Genomic DNA, 16,315 nt, shown 5'->3' with positions numbered 1-16,315 from the left:
GGATAAAGGATGAAAAACAAAGTAATCAAGCCATTTATTGATGCAGAAACAAGGGCCCGTTACAATGCGGGCTCTTTCTATGAAACAGCTGATGATAAACGCATTGCCTATCTGGAGCAACGCGGCTTTATTGCGGATGCAGACAATTCTGGAAATACAAATGTTCCAGAAACCGAAGCCACTGAACAAAGTGAGCAGCCGGATCCTAAACCGAAAGCGCCGGCCAGAAAGAAAAAGCCTAAAGAATAAGGCGGTGCTCCATGAACGAACAAATCACAGAGAATTTATTGGCTTTGCTGAAGCTTGATCTAGGCATCACTCACACGTTGAGGGATGCCTATTTTCTTACCCTCATTCAGTCGGCGCAGCAAGAAATTGAACGGACCGGGATTGTCCTGGATTTCGTGAATGTGGGGGATCAAATGCTTACCGTGGATTACGCCGCCTGGAGTTATCGCAAACGCCAAGAAGACGTTCCTTTATCTAAAAATCTTAAGCTGCGTATAAACAATAGATTGATACAGAAGGCAGGAAGACCAGATGCCATCACTTAAAAGCAGTCTTGGAAGCAGCCCTTATGTTTCCTTGGACGAGGTTTGTTCGTTGCTTTCAATGCATACGGTCAAGGATGAATTAAACCAGAACGTTTCTACACCGATTGAACGACAAGTCTTTTGTTCCAAGATTAGCATCAGCCGGGCAGAGTTTTCAGTAGCTGGCCAGCTGAACCATAAACCTCAAATCGTTTTGTTGATTGATTCTGATGAGTACGATTATGAAAAGAAACTCAAATTTGAGGACGCAACGTATACTGCATACCGGCATTTTCAGCGAACAGATGGATATACAGAGGTGTATTGCGAGGTGAGGGCAGGTGGTTAGTATTGACCAAATTGCCAATCAGATTACGCAGGTTTTGCGTGACTATACGAACGAAGTTGAGCAAGAAATTGAAGTGATAAAAGAAAGAGTATCAAAGGATGCTGTTTCAGAACTGAAGACCACAAGTCCAAAGCTTACGGGGAGTTACCGAAAAGGGTGGCGTGTGAAAAAGGTCGGCAAGAAGAGAATCGTTCATAATAAAACCGATTATCAGCTGACCCATTTGCTTGAAAAAGGACATGCCAACAGAAACGGCGGCAGGACCCCGGCGAAAGTTCATATTCAGCCAGTGGAGGAAAAGGTATTCAGGGAATTTATTGACGATGTGGAAAGGGCGATCCGTGAATGACGATCATTGAGTTGAAAGCCATCCTGGAAGCGACCGGTTTGCCGGTGGCTTATTCGCATTTTACGGCATCTGAAAACAGCCCCGTCCCTGAACCTCCTTATATTTGTTACATGGTGAATGCATCTCCTCATTTCATGGCAGATAACAAGGTCTTCAAGAAGATAGATGACGTTTCCATTGAACTTTATACGAACAAAAAGGACTTGGCTATTGAAGCCATGCTTGAAGAGGTTCTCGATCAGCATTCCATTCCTTATATTCCGGATGAAGTGTTCATCCCTTCTGAACAGCTCTTTCAAAAAATTTATGATGTGAGGTTGATTTAACAATGAACGAAAACAAAGTGACCTTTGGTTTAGAGAACGTCCATTATGCGCCATATACAGAGACTGCAGGTACCATCACGTATGAAACGCCAATCCGGATTCGCGGTGGGGTTGAAATTACACTGGATCCGCGTGGAGAACTAAGTGAATTTTATGCGGACAACCTTCTGTACTATGTGACGAACAGCAATCAAGGGTATGACGGAACTCTCAACATTGCGAATATCCCGGAACAATTCGCAATTGATGCACTTGGAGAGGAAATCAGTGGACATCGCGTCTATTGAGTCCATTGATTTTGATCTTTTCTATAACTTTACATGGGTGCTGGCCAAGACGGCAGATAAATCCATTCCGGATCCGATCACATGGCTGGATCAGTTTGAACAGTTCCCTCTGGTCGATGTAATCTCTGAGACCCAGGACCTGCTCACTCATAGCATTCAAGGAAAAAAAAAATAAAAGACAACGAAGGAACATCGGATGGGGAAGGCGTTTCCACAGACATGTTCCTTCTTTTATGTAAAAAAGTCGGTCTTGCCAAAGACGATCTCGAAGACATGACGGTGGGCATGTGCCTGGATTATATTGACGAATACCTAAACATGCAAAAGCCGAAGAAGCAAATACGCAAGGCCAATCAGAATGACTTTGACGCGTTTTAACAGGAGGTGAGACAGTGAGCAGAATTAAAGGGATTACGATTGAAATTGGTCATGATACGGTTGGCTTGGAGGGCGCTTTGAGAGACGTCAATCAGCGAAGCAAAGACTTGGCAAAGGAACTGAAAGACGTGGAGCGACTTCTTAAATTCGACCCGAACAATACTGAATTACTGGCTCAAAGGCAGGAACTTTTAACTCAAAGTATAGGCTCTACAACGCAAAAGCTCGAACAATTACGAGCAGCTGAAGCCCAGGTGCAGGCACAATTTGAAGCCGGAACGATTGGTGAGGAACAATACCGCGGCTTCCGCCGTGAATTACAGCAAACCGAGCAGCAGCTGCAAACCTATCAGCAAGCAATGACGGATATGGCAAGAGAACAAGAGAAAGTTGGACAAGGCACCCGTCAATTGGGTGCCTTTTTTGAAGCAACGGGAACCTCTGTTCAGGACTACGCAAACGTGATTGGCAACCGGTTAGTGACAGCCATCCAAAATGGCTCGGCTACGTCCCGGGATCTGGAATATGCTTTTCAACGGATAGGACGTCAGGCTATTGGAGCGAACGGTGATATTGAACAGCTTCGAACCACGTTGGCCTCTATTGATTCCGGAAATTCCATCAATAACATTCGATGGGATATTCAGCGTCTGCAGATGGACCTGCAGGATACAGAGGAGGCCGTAGAAGGTGTCGGCATTGGCCTGGAAAATGTGGCCGGGGCATTAGTGGTCGGTGGCGGTCTGGCCGGCGCCGTTGAACAAGCGCTTGATACCTCTTCGCTTGATACCAAAATAAAGCTCTCCATGGAAATACCCCCTGAATCGATTGGCTCAGTGAAAGAAGCCATTAAGCAGATTGAAGCGTATGGAATAGACGGGGAGGCAGCCCTTGAAGGAATCAGACGGCAGTGGGCACTCAATAAGAATGCAACCGACGAACAGAATGCTTCCCTTGTAAAAATGGCCGGAACCGTTGCGGCCTCCTATGCCGGGGTGGACTTTAACGAGCTGATCCAGGAAACCAATGAGATTGCGGCCTCTCTGAAAATCACCAATGAAGATGCGATTGCGCTGACAAATTCCCTTTTGAAAGCAGGATTCCCACCCGAGCAGCTTGATACGATTTCCGAATATGGAACTCAAATGCAGCTTGCTGGCTTCGACGCGAAAGAAATACAAGCCATTTTTGAAGCCGGAATCGATACGAAAACGTGGAACATCGATAACTTGAACGATGGTGTAAAAGAAGCCCGGCTGACGATGTCAGGTTTCGGCCTTGAAGTGCCGAAGGCTTTAAAGCCATTAATTGAAGATGCCGGAATCTCCGCAAAGAAATTTCAAGATTGGGGCAAAGCAGTCGCGGCAGGCGGAAAAGAAGGTTCCAAAGCCATGAGTGAGGTTTCAACATGGTTAGAGGGCATTGACAATAAAGAATTAAAGAATGAACTGGCAACAAAGGTTTTCGGTACGAAGTGGGAAGATCAGGGAGCGAATATGATTTCTGTTTTTCAGGGAGTCGCGACTGCAGCTGACAAAACAGCTCAAAATACCCGTGGTCTTCAAGAACAAATGGATACGTTAGATGCGGATCCAATGGTACAAATGAAAACAGCTGTCTCTGATCTGATGCTCGCCCTGGCCCCGGTTTTGGCTGTTGTGGCCAGTATGATTTCGAAAGTGGCTGAGTGGATCTCGAAGAATCCAGAGCTCGCAGCTGCCATCGTCGCCGTGACCACCGCAGTCGGAGTTTTAGCCGCAGGTTTATTGGCTCTTGCGCCAATTTTTGCTGGTATCACAACAGCAGCCGGTCTGCTTGGGATTAGTGTCGGCGCTCTTGTGGGCATTGTTGCCGGCGTTGTGGTGGCGATTGGGGCGTTAGTGGCCGCAGGAGTATGGCTCTATCAAAACTGGGATACAGTCAAGGAAAAAGCCATTCTCATATGGGAAGCTGTAAAAACGTACTTCTCAATGACGTGGGAAAACATAGTGACCACGGCGATTGCTGCCTGGACAGCCTTTTCATCATGGTTCTCACAGATGTGGACTAGCATGCTCACCGGTATCACAACCTTTCTCACCAGTATGATCACGTGGTTCTCACAGGCGTGGACTAGTGTAATAACCAGTACAACAGCCTTTCTCACCAGTTTAGCCACTTGGCTTTCTCAGACATGGACGAACATGCTGACCAGTACCACAACCTTTCTCATCAATATCGCAAAATGGTTTTCCCAGACGTGGACAAACATGATTACTTCGACAAAATCCTTTTTGAACAGTGTGTTAACCTTTTTCACGAATACCTGGACAAATGCACGAACAAAAACCCAAGAAATATGGAACGGAATACGAACCTCTATATTCTCCGTTTGGGACTCTATTAAAACAGGAGCCTATCAGAAGTTTGATGCGGTGAGAAACAGCATTCAGCAAGCAATGAACAATGTAAAGTCTTCGGTTACATCCATCTGGAGCTCCATTCGCTCAACGATCACGAATGCGGCATCAGGCATCGTGTCCTCTGTTTCAGGCAAATTCTCTGAGACTGTCAATACCATTCGCTCTAAAATGAACCAGGCATGGGACACCGTGAGAAGCGCCATGAGCAATATCAAGAGTGCCTTTAACATTGACCTATACGCCAGTGGGAAGGCCATTATTCAAAGTGCGATCGACGGGCTTTCTGCAATGAAAGGGAAAATTCTTCGAAAAGTGGAAGACATCGTCGGAGCTGTCCGGGATTTCTGGCCGTTTTCTCCGGCGAAAAGAGGACCATTGAGTGACATTCATAGAATGGACTTTGCTGGACCGATTGGAGACTCCATCGAGAACGCGAGACACCCTCTTGAAAGGGCCATGTCTTCCCTGGCCTCCAGAGTTTCAAATTCCATGGCAGGAATGACAGCTGTCCAGGTGCCAATGAGAGCAAATATTGGAGATTCGGACGAAACGTACAGCCCTTCCAGATCAAGAGGCACGGCAGATGTTGCCGCAGCCGGAGGGCACCCTGAGTACGTTCTTGTGCACATTGATATTGAAAAGACGCCAATTGCCAAGGTTCTTGCCAAGCCTATAAGGGACGAAATGAACCTTCAAGACAAATTCGGATTAGACTTCAAGGGGCTGATAACATGAGCGGAGGATTAATTTTTGACGGGATTCATAGTTCAACTTTCCATGTCATGGTTAAATCAGTTAAACCACTCAGGGCCCCTGTCATTAATCGTTTTATCACCATTCCGAACAGAGACGGTGCATACCTGGAAGGGGCGAATCTTGATGTACTGGCATTTGCCATTGAAATCGGGATTAAAGCAGATTCTCCTATTCACCTACACGACTTAAAGAGACAGATTGCGTATTGGCTAAGGCCGAGAAAAGAAGCTGTTCCCCTCATTTTTGATGAGGATCCTGTTCATATGTATTATGGAGTGCCAGACGGTGCTGCAGACCTCGAAAGGCTCTTTCGTTTCGGAAAGGGCTCTTTCGCCATCTTAATTCCTGATTCTCATAGTCATGGACAGGAAAATACGCAAATTATTAACGATCCCATTGGTTCTATTGTGAACGATATTATCGTCAATCATGGTACTGCAGACAGCTATCCTCTTTTTCGTGCGACCATCTTGGAACCTATCACTCTATTAGACATCATCTCACCAGATGCTTACATCCGCCTTGGGGAGCCAGTAGATTTAGAAAAGGAAGTCCCCTTTGTGAAAGAAGAGCGCCTTCTATGGCATCAATGCAACAATTTAACCGGATGGAGCACGGCTAGCTTTGTGGACGGAGGAGTAGTCGCCGGGACCATGGTTTCGGATTCAACCAAGTTTCAGGCTTCCGGATATGGCACTGGAAGCGCCTGGCATGGTCCGGCCATCAAGACAAGTGTCCCGAACGGCCCTCTTGTCGATTTCAAGGTAGATGCATTGGTCGGCCTGCAAAATGGCAAGGGTGACCTTGTGGGGAGAGTTGAGGTCTATCTCTTGGATGATGCCAATAAGGCCATAGCAAAAATGGCTCTAAAAGATACATCAAGTTCAATTTCGGCAGTCGCAGGAGAGATGAGGATAGGTGACAATACCATCAATCACTTTCTTCTAAGTGAATATGGGGATGCCCGAGAAAGTTGGAATAACTTTTACGGCATGCTTCGCATATCCCGGATAGGCAAGAAATGGACAGCCTATATCGCGAAAATTGATTCAAAAACCGGCAAACATCATACAAGAAGAACCGTGACGTTTTTAGACGAAGATTCCATTTTCAACAAGCAAGTGTCTCAAATTGCCGTTCATGTTGGGCAGCTTGGAACTCGAAAGGCCGCAGCTGCTTCAATTTATGACATAAAAGCCTTTCGTATCAATCAACCTACCGATGTCCAAATTCCTTATATTGCAGACGCGGGGGACGTTATTGAAATTGATCACAAGGAAAAAGAAATTCGGGTGAATGGTGAATCCCGAAACGACATAAAAGAATTTGGTGGCAGCTTCTTCCCCTTCGGTGTAGGTGAAACGCAGCTGGCTGTAAATCCACCAAGCGCGGCAACTGTGGAAGCTATATGGAGGGATAAATGGGTATGATTCATATTCTGGATAAAGATGAACGCATTGTCGATTTTTTAGAAAACAGCAGTGAAAAAAAGCTGTTTTGGGATGATCTGCATACAGAGAAGATTGAGGATTCCTATAATACCTTTGAATTCAAAACAGTAGACGGCACTAAAACATCCGACTTCCTGGCCAACAAAAGAAAATTCGTCGTCCGTGATGCGGACGGCTTTTATTATGCCTATATCATCAATCACATTGCACAAGAAAACATGAATGGTTCACGGACGAAGTATATCCTTGGCCAGGGCGAGCAAGTGGAGCTAAAAACCTCCAAAATTGTGGAGCCTGTCGTGATGGAGGGCGCAACCCCCAAAACCGCAGGGAGCCATGTGCTGGCAGGAACAAGATTCGAACTCGGTATTGTTGAATATTCCGGAAGCAAGAAATTTGAAGTGAAAGACTTCATTTCTGCCCTTCAGGCGCTCCACTTATTGGCCAGCACGTTCGGCCTTGAACTTCGATTCAGAGTGGAGGTCAAAGGCAGCCGGATCGTCAAAAGGTATGTTGATCTCCTAAAGCGCATAGGCCATTACAACGGAAAAGAGGTCGAACTTGGCAAAGACCTTATCGGCATCAGGCGTCTGTCTGATTCAAATGATTTGTATACGGCCCTATGGGGTGTCGGAAAAGCAACTGCAGACGGGGAATTTATCACGTTTGAGGACATCAACCAAGGAAAGAAGTATGTGGTCGACGAACAAGCAAGAGCACGGTGGGGCCTTCATTTTGGTGTCTATCAGCATGAGCACGAAGGGGATCAACCGGTATCAAAGAGCGTCTTAAAAACAAGTACGATCAATGCGTTAAAACAAGTCATTGAAAGCCAAGTGAAATATGAAGTCTCTGCAGCTGCGCTTGAAGATGTGTTTGGCCTTTCCCACGAAATGATGAGAAAAGGCGATACCATCCGTATAAAAGATGTAGAGTTCAGTCCACCTCTTTATCTGGAAGCCAGGGTATTGGAAAAACAAAGATCCCAAACGGCCGCCTCCAAAAATGGGGTTGTTTTAGGAAACTATCTTGAAGTTCAAGTTACTCCCATCCAAAGCATACGTGAACTGCAGAAAAAACTCTTCCGGAACGAAGCCCGATGGAATAGCCGGAACTATGTATGGATTATGTACGGAGACGACCAAAACGGGGCGAATATCACTTCAAATTCGGCAGGGAAGAAATACATTGGGGTAGCAAGCAATCAACTAGTCGAGACTCCCTCTTTAAAACCGACTGATTATGAATGGTCCTTGGTTCAAGGGCCGCAGGGAGAAAAAGGCGACACCGGCGAGCAGGGGCCGCAGGGCTTGCAAGGAATTCAAGGCGATAAAGGGGATCAGGGAATAAGGGGGCCGGTTGGTCCAAACGGACTCCCTTCTTACACACACATTTCCTATGCAAACAATGCAACGGGCACATTAGGCTTCTCAGTCAGTGATTCCACAAACAAGCTTTATATAGGAGTTTATACGGACTCTACGGCGACAGACAGCTTAGACCCATCTGTCTATAGATGGACACTTATAAAAGGCGCAGACGGCGCACGAGGGCTCCCTGGACCTACAGGGTCAGATGGAAGGACGCCTTACTTCCACACTGCATACGCCACAAACGCAATGGGGACGTCCGGCTTTTCCACGACCGTGGCCACAGGAAAGACGTACATCGGGACATACACCGACTATACGGCCGCCGATTCAACAAACCCGGCCGATTACACCTGGGTGTTAATCAAGGGCGATAAAGGTGATCCTGGCGAACGAGGACTTCAAGGGCTCCAAGGGCCACAAGGAGATCAAGGGATTCAGGGACCTAAAGGAGCTGATGGACTTTCATCCTACACTCATATTGCCTATGCAAATAATTCGACGGGAACAATCGGATTTTCAGTCAGTGACCCCTCCGGAAAGTCATACATAGGTGTTTACGTTGATCGTATTGCCGCAGATTCAACAGATGCATCTAAATACAAGTGGACGCTGATTAAAGGCGCAGACGGCGCACAAGGGCTCCCTGGGCCTGCAGGGGCGGATGGAAGGACGCCTTATTTCCACACTGCCTATGCCACAAACGCAACAGGGACGTCCGGTTTTTCCACGACCGTGGCCACAGGAAAGACGTACATTGGGACTTATACCGACTATACAGCAGCTGATTCAACAAATCCGGCCGATTACACCTGGGTGTTAATCAAAGGCGATAAAGGGGATACCGGATCAACGGGGCCCCAAGGTCCAACAGGGCCAAAGGGTGACACGGGAAATACAGGTGGTACTGGCCCAACAGGCCCCCGAGGTCCGGAGTCAGATGAGGCTCCTTTAATGAACACCAATCCAAATTTTTATGATTGGAGCAGCACGCTACCTGCCAGGTGGGCACTCTCTGGAACCTCCCCTACGAAGGTAGCCTCAGGAAATGGAACCGGCAATTCAGCTCGTTTTGTCATACCTGCAGGCGGCACTGGCCACTTATCACAAAGCATTACGAACAAACCGTATTTTCAATATCTGTTTATTGAAGCTACATTCATGCTTGAAAGTGGCACGATTGACGGCGCTGGTATTTTAGCAAGGATGGAAGCGACAAGTGACTTTGATAATAAAGTTGACTTTAAAGATTTCGTGCCTTCTCCTGTTCCAGGAAAATATTACACCGTTGCAACTGTTTTAAAAATGCCTTTAGTAGCAACGCCGTCCGGGTTCACTGGATACACATTTTACGCCATGGCTGGATGGTCCGGTTTTTCACCCGTAACAGCCAAAACGATGCAAATAGATTCTGCCAAAGTAAGGCCAGCTTCAAAAGCTGAAATTGATGCATATGAGGCCGACTTGCTTCTTCAGGATTGGTCGTATGAAGGAACCAATGATATTGACGGCAATAAAATCCGAGCAAAGACAGTCACTGCGACTCAAATTGTAGCTGCAAGCCTTTCAGCCATTTCAGCTAATTTAGGAAAAGTAACGGCTGGCGAAATCGATGGTGTCACATACAGATCGTCTACGGTACAGAACGGCCAAACTTACGATGTTTTAATGGAAAAAGGATCAATTTTTTTATCACATGATTTGAATACCGGGCTTATTGAATCGCTTGATTTGAGGGGTGACGGCGTCACAGCAAAAACGGATATGGGCGGCGGTGCTTTTGATCGAACCTCCCTCTCTACAATCGGGTTAAATCTTTACGATTCGAGAGATCAATCCTGGCTGTCGTTATCAAATTACAATAAGGCCCTTGAGTCAGCAAACTTCTTAAATTTAATTGCATTTAATGGCCCCATTACACTTGATGCAACAGGAAACATCGATTTAAGAGCAAGCTCACAAATTAAGGTGAATAAAGATATAACCCCACTTGTCCATGCATTCTTGTCTTTATTAAATGGATGGTCAAATTACAATACAACAAGTCACATCGGCGCAGGATATACAAAATCAGCTGACGGTTTTGTCCATCTTCGCGGAATGATAAAAGGTGGAGCTGTCGGAAATGTGTTCGCGACATTGCCTGCCGGCTGCAGGCCATTAAATGATGAACCAATTGCAGTCTTAACGAGTGGCGGCGTGGGAAGATTGGACGTCAAACCAAATGGGTACCTTCAATTCATGTCAGGTGGGACTGGCTGGGTTTCACTGTCCGGCGTCGTCTTTAAAGCCGAAAATTAGAGGTGAGACATGCTGGAATACATTATTGTTGATTCAGACGGAAAAATCATTGATTCTGTGCTTTTGCAAGACTATGAACCAGTTCCAGAAAATCACGTGAAACCCTGGGGAGACCGGGGTTTTTTTGAGCCAAAATGGGACTTTGAAAGGGGTGATTGGATTGAAGGATTGGTATCTGATGAAGTCGAGAGAAAAAGAAACGAGAACCTCGCTTCTCAGAGAGATCCGGGACCTGAAGAAATGAACTCTATGGCCATATTAGAATTAACAAACATGATTTTCGGAGGAATGGGAGTTGAGTGATGTGTTAGCGATGTTGTTTGCCACCTATATCATGAAGGGGAAATGGTCGTACTCAGAAGTGCCAGACCTATTGAAACCCCAGGTAAAAGAAATTTTAGTCGATGAGGGGCTTGGCCACCTGACTGGAGAACCTTTCAATGGATAAACGGGGATTTATAATTGAAGACTTAAAAAATCAAATTGTTCGGTTGACTGACGAACGAGCGCTATTTTTCGCGCTCGGTAAAGAACAAGAAGAAAAAAACACCCAGCTGCAAGAAGAAAATGATTTTCTGATCAAGCAGGCAGAAGAATCAGCAAAACGAGAGAATGAACTAGTTTCTGAAGTCGCCTTGCTAAGAAAACAAATAAACAAAGAAAACGAAGCCTAACAGGCTTTTTTTATTGCCAAAACTCCAAGCGCTTGGAGTTTTGGCTTTTAGGGGGGGCGCCCAAATTGGAGGGGATTACCGTGGATCTTTGGCAACAAGCCATCCAGAAAGAAATTGATGATTTAAAATCTCAACAAGGCAAACACAAAGAGGAAATCGACGAATTGAAAAAGGTGACAGCCTTCCATGAACGTGACATTAAAGACATCAAAGACACCTTGAAAGAAATTAAAGAAGATACAAAATGGCTTAGACGATCCATCACAAATGCCATTATTGTAGCATCCATAACTGGCGTAATCGCCATTGTATTTACAGCAATAAGAGGAGGAATTTAACATGATGAAAGATACATTCACTTTACTTGGAGGGTTTCTAACGGCCCTTCTTTTCTTTTTTGGCACAATTGGCATCACATTTGACTGGTTCACAGAAGAAAGCATTAATGCGTTTGTATTCGCAGCTGCCGCCTTTGCCGCATTGGTTATCAATCTCTACGCCATCTGGAAAAACACGTTTATTAGCAAGCAAGGTCAAATTCAGAAGAAAGCACTTCAAGCTCAAAACTTATTAAAAAAATAACAGCTGCCATAATGGCGGCTGTTTTATTTGGAGGGAATACACATGTCCATTTCAAAAAAGTATACTATTGAACGCAAATATATTAACAAAGGCAAGGCCCGTTCTGGCCAGAAACTTGTCAAAGGTAAACCTGAATTTATTGTGTCTCACGAAACGGCCAATAATTCAGCTGATGCAGATGATCATTTTAATTACTTCAACAATCAGCAGCCAAACGCCTCTGCCCACACGTTCATTGACAGCCAAAAGATTTTAGAAATCATCCCTCTGAATGAAAAAGCCTGGCATAACCTTTTCGGAAACCCTGAAGACAATGAGTTATTTGGTGAAGATGCCAATGATACAGCTGCCGGTGTTGAGTTATGCCGTACTGGAAACTTCAAAGAAGCCTATGACCGTTATGTTTGGTATCATGCATACCTTTGCCGCACATACGGTTTGGATCCACTGAAAAAGATTGTTCCCCACAGCAAGCTTGATCCTCGTCGCCGGTCAGATCCTGAAAGCTGGCTGAAACCTAATGGGGTTACTTGGGCACAGTTTATTAAAGACGTTAAGAACTATTATGATAATTGGCATATAAAGCCGGATGCCGCAAAAACAGAAAACAAATCAGTGCAAATCCTTACGGGAGGGTTAAGTGCAGAATCGTGCAAAATTGTATCTGAATACTTCATTGAAAAAAACTGGTGGGGACGTCTCCAGTTTGAGCAGCCAGGTAATCCAAGAATGTTATCAGGTGGTCTTAGTCCTTCAATGAGATCTGAATATGAAAAATGGTTAAAAAACTTAGGATGGCACTACGAGATTGTAAAATAATTTGGAGGCCTTTCTACATATTAGAGAGGCTTCGTTCTTCTGTAATATTAAATGGGCGAGCAAAATAATTTGATGATTTTTCAATGATTGTAAGGGAATTACATGGTATCATTACAAATAATGGTTATTCCATTAAAGGGCAGGATTGTGGAATAAGGGTTCAGTTAAAATTGGAGTGAGAATTGTGAAGTTTCGAGGAAAAAAACGTTATTTTCGCGAATTAGACATTAGATCGTCCGGAGATCAATACAACTTAGATTTTAGTAACGATGGGTGGTTTGACTTGTGGCATACTCACCTTGATTTTATTGGAATAGGAAATAGACCAAAGTACAGAAAACAGCACGCAAATGCACATTTAGCTTTATATAAGGATTTAGTAAAAGAAATGGACACTTTTGAAAAACCATACCAATCTTGGATTGAGTTTAATCAAAACGACGCTTCTTTAGATGCAGTCTATATTCACACTCCAAATCCCAATGAAGATAACTTTCCACTGGAAATCGCAGACTTAATATTAGACCCTCCTATTCCTGTTTATTTAAAAGGCTTAATTAACAAGGAAGAATTTAATCTAGGGTATTATAAACGGAGCTCTGACGGCAACTACATAGTGCAGTATAAAGATAAAGGTATTACTTTTAAATAGTCCTTATATAAACCCCATTTTTCACAAAAAAACTATGAGGTGAGTAATCTGGCAATTAAATTTAACGAATTAGAAGAGCGAAAACTTTTTGTCGCAATGTATCTTCTTTTTAAAGGCATAACTTTACTGGATGATGTGAATACAGCTGTTCTTGAAAGAATTGATAGTAACGATGAAAAACAGAAAATGCAGGTGAAAGAATTCTCTGAAAAAATTATAAAAGTCGCACAAGCCAGAGCACGAATTGATGATGAATATATTTTAACTGAAGATGAAAATGAAGCTGAACGTAGAGAAGAAATTGAGGACGAAATTTACAAGTTGCTAGAAGAAAACTTTAATAATGAAAAGGTGAAAACTCTTTTATCAAGTTAACTTTCCACAATAAACGAACATCTTCTTGTTACTTCTATTGATCTTTCGGGTGCGATTGCAGCAAAGTGTGATCATTTTTATATTGAAGACTTGGGTAGGGTTGATGAATAAGAAATTTGAAAGGTGCTTAAGAAAATGGCTATATTTCCAGATGAAAGCGAGTTACTTTCTTTATTTGAATGTGAACCTACGTTATTTGATAATAACTCAAATGATATGCAATTTTATTACAATACAGCGAAATACCAGTTTTCGAACGGTGAAGAAGACTTTATTGTTACTATTTCTCCATCGTATGGAGAAGTAAAAATTCAGGTGACTTACCGAGAATCAAGAAGATTCTTATCGTTATTGGAACTCAAACGTGTATCTAAGTTTGAAATTACAGCAGACCAAAAAGAACACTCAAGTGTCTTGTTAACAGTTCTAAATGAGGATTCCCAACAAATGATAGAAATTGACTTTAAGCCATATTTCAAACTGATCTTCAAAGAACATTTTTAAATAGAATTTTATTAAGCAATCGGGGGCTTATCTGGAAAAGATAAGTCTTCTTTTTATGGGAATATATATTGTTAATCTCGACTTAATTTGAAATAATTGGTATTAAGTGATTCTTCTAGATAAATGGAACAAGCTTTATGCGAAGGAGGTATCTATGGTGTACAAACAAACGATATGTTTTATTAGAAACGATGATAAGATCCTAATGCTAAATAGAGACTTTGCACCCACCCAGGGCCTTTGGAATGGTGTAGGTGGAAAGATGGAAGAGAATGAAACTCCTTTGGAATGTGTTATAAGAGAAGTCAAGGAAGAAACAAGTATTGATATTTCTTCAACTTCTATCAACTACAAAGGTACTGTTTCTTGGGAAGTAGATGATAAATATATTGGAGGAATGTATGTATTTCTTGTTGAAATCCCTAATACTTTTGTCTTTCAAACACCTAGGAGAGTAGCTGAAGGCATCTTAGATTGGAAAAAGATATCCTGGTTATTGGATGATCATAATTTTGGGGTGGGTGAGATGATTCCACACTTCTTACCCCACATACTAAATAATCCATTGTGTTTGGATCATAAATGTGTGTTACATAAAAAGAGACTGACAAGATACGAGTGCAGTGAGGTTTTTAACTAACAGAAATTAATAGAGACAACTCTTATTAAACAATCGGGGCGATTGCTGCATATAGTAATCCACCCCTTTAGCTAAGAATTGGGCAGGATTGTGGAATATGAGTTTCCATTTGGAACATAGACATATGGGGGGCAAGTCAGTGAGAAAGATAACTTTATCAAACGGAAATACAGTAGAAGTAGAGTGTTTAAGTTGTGCATTAACAAGTGGAATGATTGAACCTGATGGCGGTGTGGTACTTGAAACGGAGTATTTTCACGCTCATCAAGATGTTGCTTATCCAATAAGGGGACTAATAATATTAGCTTCTAAACGCCATATCAAATGTTTTGATGAATTAACAGAAGAAGAAAAGATAGATTATATTAAGGTTTTGTCAAAAATAAGGAAGGCTCAAAGAGATGTATTAGGAATTGAATACGTTTATTATTTTTACAATGAAGATACAACTCATCATTTTCATACTTGGATGGTTCCAAGATATGAATGGATGTATGAACTCGGTCGCTCTGTTGAGTCTGTTAGACCTGTTCTACTTCACGCTCGAAATGAAATGAATAGCAAACAAAATATTCAAGAAGTAATGGGTGCGATTGACATTTTGACAAAAGAATTAAATAAATAAGTTAATCATTTAACTAATGACGTAGTTATCTTAAAAGATTAAAAAAACTTATTAAGCTAAAAAGAGCTTTAATCGAAGTCCCCATTTTGATTTTAGGTGATGATTTACTATTAACGCTCTTCAGCAATCGGGGGCGATTGCAGAAAATTGCTTTCTATTTTTAAGTTGGAACTTAGAGGAAATACAGAGCAAGGAGAACTAATATGAGTAACTGGATCGAGTTATCAAGTAAGGAAGACAAAGAATTATATAAAAAGATATACAAAAAACTTAAATTCAAACCCAGTACGGTTGAGTTTCCTTCTTTTGTGGTTCCGAGCCCATTCATCAGCTATGATATATCGCATTGTCTTGTAGATATGAGCCAATTTGAATCTTTGAATAGTGATCTTAAAAATAAAACACTTCATAATCTCAAAGAAGTAACAAAAAAAGATGAATTCATTTATGGATTTGATTGGAACCACGCTAGTTATTGGGTAAATCCACATTTAGATTTTCCGAAGACTGAATGTAATGAGTGGTTAGTGCCTGTATTTCCTGATGGGGATTACTACTTCTTTCTGCAAGAAAATTTAGATTGGGGAATTCTAGGTCATCCCTGGGAAAAATCTATAACTATCTTTGGCCCAGACCTGCTACAAGCATTTAAAAATGTTAGTCCATCTTTGTTTTGGAAAGTATTAAGAAAAGGGTAGCCGGTGTGTATACTTTTATTCAGCAATCGGGGGCTTTAACGGAAAATGGCAACCTATATTAGGTTGCCATTTTCTTTGTGTATTAAAGGTCCATTTTGCTGAGCATTAACCAGAATTGAGGGCGAAAATCTGATAATCAATTTTTATTAATTTGGTGTAAGAGGTGAGAGGTGATCTGTCCACTTGTTTTATTACCCCAAAACCTCCCCCAATCTCCCCCAAATCAATACGTTATAATGTGTTA

21 protein-coding genes and 2 pseudogenes are annotated in these 16,315 nt (G+C 42.8%); all 23 read left to right on the top strand.

The window, feature by feature from the left end:
- Window positions 1-9: 9 nt before the first annotated feature.
- The 23 genes and pseudogenes from AZ46_RS11465 to AZ46_RS11365 all read left to right on the top strand — a co-directional run bounded on the left by AZ46_RS11465 (window position 10) and on the right by AZ46_RS11365 (window position 16,071).
- Complete coding sequence (locus AZ46_RS11465; protein ID WP_029279025.1) at window positions 10-249, top strand: hypothetical protein; 240 nt, start codon at window positions 10-12, stop codon at window positions 247-249.
- An 11-nt stretch (window positions 250-260) separates the two neighbouring features.
- A complete protein-coding gene (locus AZ46_RS11460; RefSeq protein ID WP_029279027.1) occupies window positions 261-554 on the top strand; it encodes a hypothetical protein in 294 nt (97 codons plus the stop codon).
- Window positions 541-882, top strand: a complete 342-nt coding sequence (locus tag AZ46_RS11455) for a hypothetical protein (protein ID WP_051865445.1) — start codon at window positions 541-543, stop codon at window positions 880-882. Before AZ46_RS11460 ends, AZ46_RS11455 begins: the two co-directional genes overlap by 14 nt.
- Window positions 875-1,231: a hypothetical protein gene (locus AZ46_RS11450; RefSeq protein ID WP_029279030.1), complete on the top strand. Its 357-nt coding sequence runs from the start codon at window positions 875-877 to the stop codon at window positions 1,229-1,231. Before AZ46_RS11455 ends, AZ46_RS11450 begins: the two co-directional genes overlap by 8 nt.
- Entirely contained in the window at window positions 1,228-1,557 is a 330-nt protein-coding gene (locus AZ46_RS11445; protein WP_029279032.1) for a hypothetical protein, read from the top strand. The genes AZ46_RS11450 and AZ46_RS11445 overlap by 4 nt, the downstream gene beginning before the upstream one ends.
- 2 nt (window positions 1,558-1,559) lie before the next feature.
- A pseudogene (locus AZ46_RS11440) lies at window positions 1,560-1,823 on the top strand (major tail protein); the annotation flags it as partial.
- Between the two features lies 1 nt (window position 1,824).
- Window positions 1,825-2,019 carry a hypothetical protein gene (locus tag AZ46_RS11435; RefSeq protein ID WP_051865439.1) on the top strand — a complete coding sequence of 65 codons (195 nt, stop codon included), beginning with the start codon at window positions 1,825-1,827 and terminating at the stop codon, window positions 2,017-2,019.
- A 44-nt stretch (window positions 2,020-2,063) separates the two neighbouring features.
- The gene (locus AZ46_RS22205; RefSeq protein WP_168713772.1) at window positions 2,064-2,222 is read left to right on the top strand and encodes a hypothetical protein; all 159 of its coding nucleotides are present in this window, start codon (window positions 2,064-2,066) and stop codon (window positions 2,220-2,222) included.
- Between the two features lie 14 nt (window positions 2,223-2,236).
- Window positions 2,237-5,359, top strand: a complete 3,123-nt coding sequence (locus tag AZ46_RS11430) for a hypothetical protein (RefSeq protein ID WP_051865437.1) — start codon at window positions 2,237-2,239, stop codon at window positions 5,357-5,359.
- Window positions 5,356-6,810, top strand: a complete 1,455-nt coding sequence (locus tag AZ46_RS11425) for a distal tail protein Dit (RefSeq protein WP_029279040.1) — start codon at window positions 5,356-5,358, stop codon at window positions 6,808-6,810. The genes AZ46_RS11430 and AZ46_RS11425 overlap by 4 nt, the downstream gene beginning before the upstream one ends.
- Window positions 6,801-10,502: a phage tail spike protein gene (locus AZ46_RS22460; RefSeq protein ID WP_029279042.1), complete on the top strand. Its 3,702-nt coding sequence runs from the start codon at window positions 6,801-6,803 to the stop codon at window positions 10,500-10,502. Before AZ46_RS11425 ends, AZ46_RS22460 begins: the two co-directional genes overlap by 10 nt.
- Window positions 10,503-10,511: 9 nt before the next feature.
- The gene (locus tag AZ46_RS11415; protein WP_029279044.1) at window positions 10,512-10,805 is read left to right on the top strand and encodes a hypothetical protein; all 294 of its coding nucleotides are present in this window, start codon (window positions 10,512-10,514) and stop codon (window positions 10,803-10,805) included.
- A 1-nt stretch (window position 10,806) separates the two neighbouring features.
- Window positions 10,807-10,950, top strand: a complete 144-nt coding sequence (locus AZ46_RS22070) for a CD1375 family protein (protein WP_459560744.1) — start codon at window positions 10,807-10,809, stop codon at window positions 10,948-10,950.
- Entirely contained in the window at window positions 10,943-11,176 is a 234-nt protein-coding gene (locus AZ46_RS11410; RefSeq protein ID WP_029279046.1) for a hypothetical protein, read from the top strand. The genes AZ46_RS22070 and AZ46_RS11410 overlap by 8 nt, the downstream gene beginning before the upstream one ends.
- A gap of 65 nt (window positions 11,177-11,241) precedes the next feature.
- The gene (locus AZ46_RS11405; protein WP_235728217.1) at window positions 11,242-11,514 is read left to right on the top strand and encodes a hemolysin XhlA family protein; all 273 of its coding nucleotides are present in this window, start codon (window positions 11,242-11,244) and stop codon (window positions 11,512-11,514) included.
- Between the two features lies 1 nt (window position 11,515).
- Entirely contained in the window at window positions 11,516-11,758 is a 243-nt protein-coding gene (locus AZ46_RS11400) for a phage holin (protein ID WP_051865430.1), read from the top strand.
- Between the two features lie 42 nt (window positions 11,759-11,800).
- Window positions 11,801-12,325, top strand: a pseudogene (locus AZ46_RS11395) (peptidoglycan recognition protein family protein); the annotation flags it as partial.
- A 436-nt stretch (window positions 12,326-12,761) separates the two neighbouring features.
- Window positions 12,762-13,229, top strand: a complete 468-nt coding sequence (locus AZ46_RS11390) for a hypothetical protein (RefSeq protein ID WP_235728216.1) — start codon at window positions 12,762-12,764, stop codon at window positions 13,227-13,229.
- Between the two features lie 39 nt (window positions 13,230-13,268).
- On the top strand, window positions 13,269-13,604 hold the full coding sequence (locus tag AZ46_RS11385; RefSeq protein WP_152554739.1) for a hypothetical protein: 336 nt from the start codon (window positions 13,269-13,271) through the stop codon (window positions 13,602-13,604).
- A gap of 135 nt (window positions 13,605-13,739) precedes the next feature.
- The gene (locus AZ46_RS11380; protein ID WP_029279056.1) at window positions 13,740-14,108 is read left to right on the top strand and encodes a hypothetical protein; all 369 of its coding nucleotides are present in this window, start codon (window positions 13,740-13,742) and stop codon (window positions 14,106-14,108) included.
- A gap of 157 nt (window positions 14,109-14,265) precedes the next feature.
- Window positions 14,266-14,748, top strand: a complete 483-nt coding sequence (locus AZ46_RS11375) for an NUDIX hydrolase (protein WP_035319318.1) — start codon at window positions 14,266-14,268, stop codon at window positions 14,746-14,748.
- A gap of 139 nt (window positions 14,749-14,887) precedes the next feature.
- Entirely contained in the window at window positions 14,888-15,373 is a 486-nt protein-coding gene (locus tag AZ46_RS11370; protein ID WP_081870177.1) for an HIT family protein, read from the top strand.
- Window positions 15,374-15,576: 203 nt separating this feature from the next.
- Window positions 15,577-16,071: a DUF2716 domain-containing protein gene (locus AZ46_RS11365; protein ID WP_029279062.1), complete on the top strand. Its 495-nt coding sequence runs from the start codon at window positions 15,577-15,579 to the stop codon at window positions 16,069-16,071.
- Window positions 16,072-16,315 lie beyond the last annotated feature (244 nt).

The organism is Metabacillus indicus LMG 22858 (genome assembly GCF_000708755.2).
Taxonomy (GTDB): domain Bacteria; phylum Bacillota; class Bacilli; order Bacillales; family Bacillaceae; genus Bacillus_P; species Bacillus_P indicus.
This window is presented reverse-complemented; position numbering and strand designations above follow the sequence as displayed.